Annotated in this window: 2 tRNA genes and 1 rRNA gene; all 3 read left to right on the top strand. The window is 37.1% G+C overall.

From position 1 onward, the window contains the following. A 16S ribosomal RNA gene (locus AC1DCD_RS10275) occupies positions 1-55 on the top strand; the annotation flags it as partial. Between the two features lie 180 nt (positions 56-235). Continuing rightward, positions 236-309, top strand: a tRNA-Ile gene (locus tag AC1DCD_RS10270). Between the two features lie 110 nt (positions 310-419). Next, positions 420-493: transfer RNA gene (locus tag AC1DCD_RS10265), tRNA-Ala, on the top strand. Positions 494-634: the final 141 nt, after the last annotated feature.

The following is a 634-nucleotide window of genomic DNA, read 5'->3' as shown; positions in this document are numbered from 1 at the left end:
GGCTAAGTCGTAACAAGGTAGCCGTACCGGAAGGTGCGGCTGGAACACCTCCTTTCTGGAGCAGAATGTATACGATAAACATCTTTATGGTATAAAGTATAAAAAAAAGAGTATTCTACCTTTTTCTAAGGTTTGTTTCTCTTTTTGTACTACAAGTACTCTGTTTTTAAAATATACTTTATAAAAGAGTGTTAAGGCAGCAGGCAAGAGCCGCTATAGAGGCTTTTTCTAACTTAGTCCTATAGCTCAGTTGGTTAGAGCGCCACACTGATAATGTGGAGGTCGGCAGTTCAAGTCTGCCTGGGACTACTTAACGTAATGTTGTGTAGATGTGTTTTTTTTAACACATTATTCTTTTATAGAGATGGAGATATTGAGCATGTGAGTTTTTAGCTCCTATTTCTCTCAAGAATCCATAAGGGGGATTAGCTCAGCTGGCTAGAGCACCTGCCTTGCACGCAGGGGGTCAACGGTTCGAATCCGTTATTCTCCACTTAGGACAAGTAGAGGTTGTAGAATGATAATATAATCATTTCTTTAAATCTTCTATATAGTTCAGACGATCTTTGACATATTGTACATTAAATAAACTGTAAGTGAAATAACATCAAATCTTATTTTATAAGAAATGATT

This window comes from Prevotella sp. C0209C1 (assembly GCF_056583855.1).
This window is presented reverse-complemented; position numbering and strand designations above follow the sequence as displayed.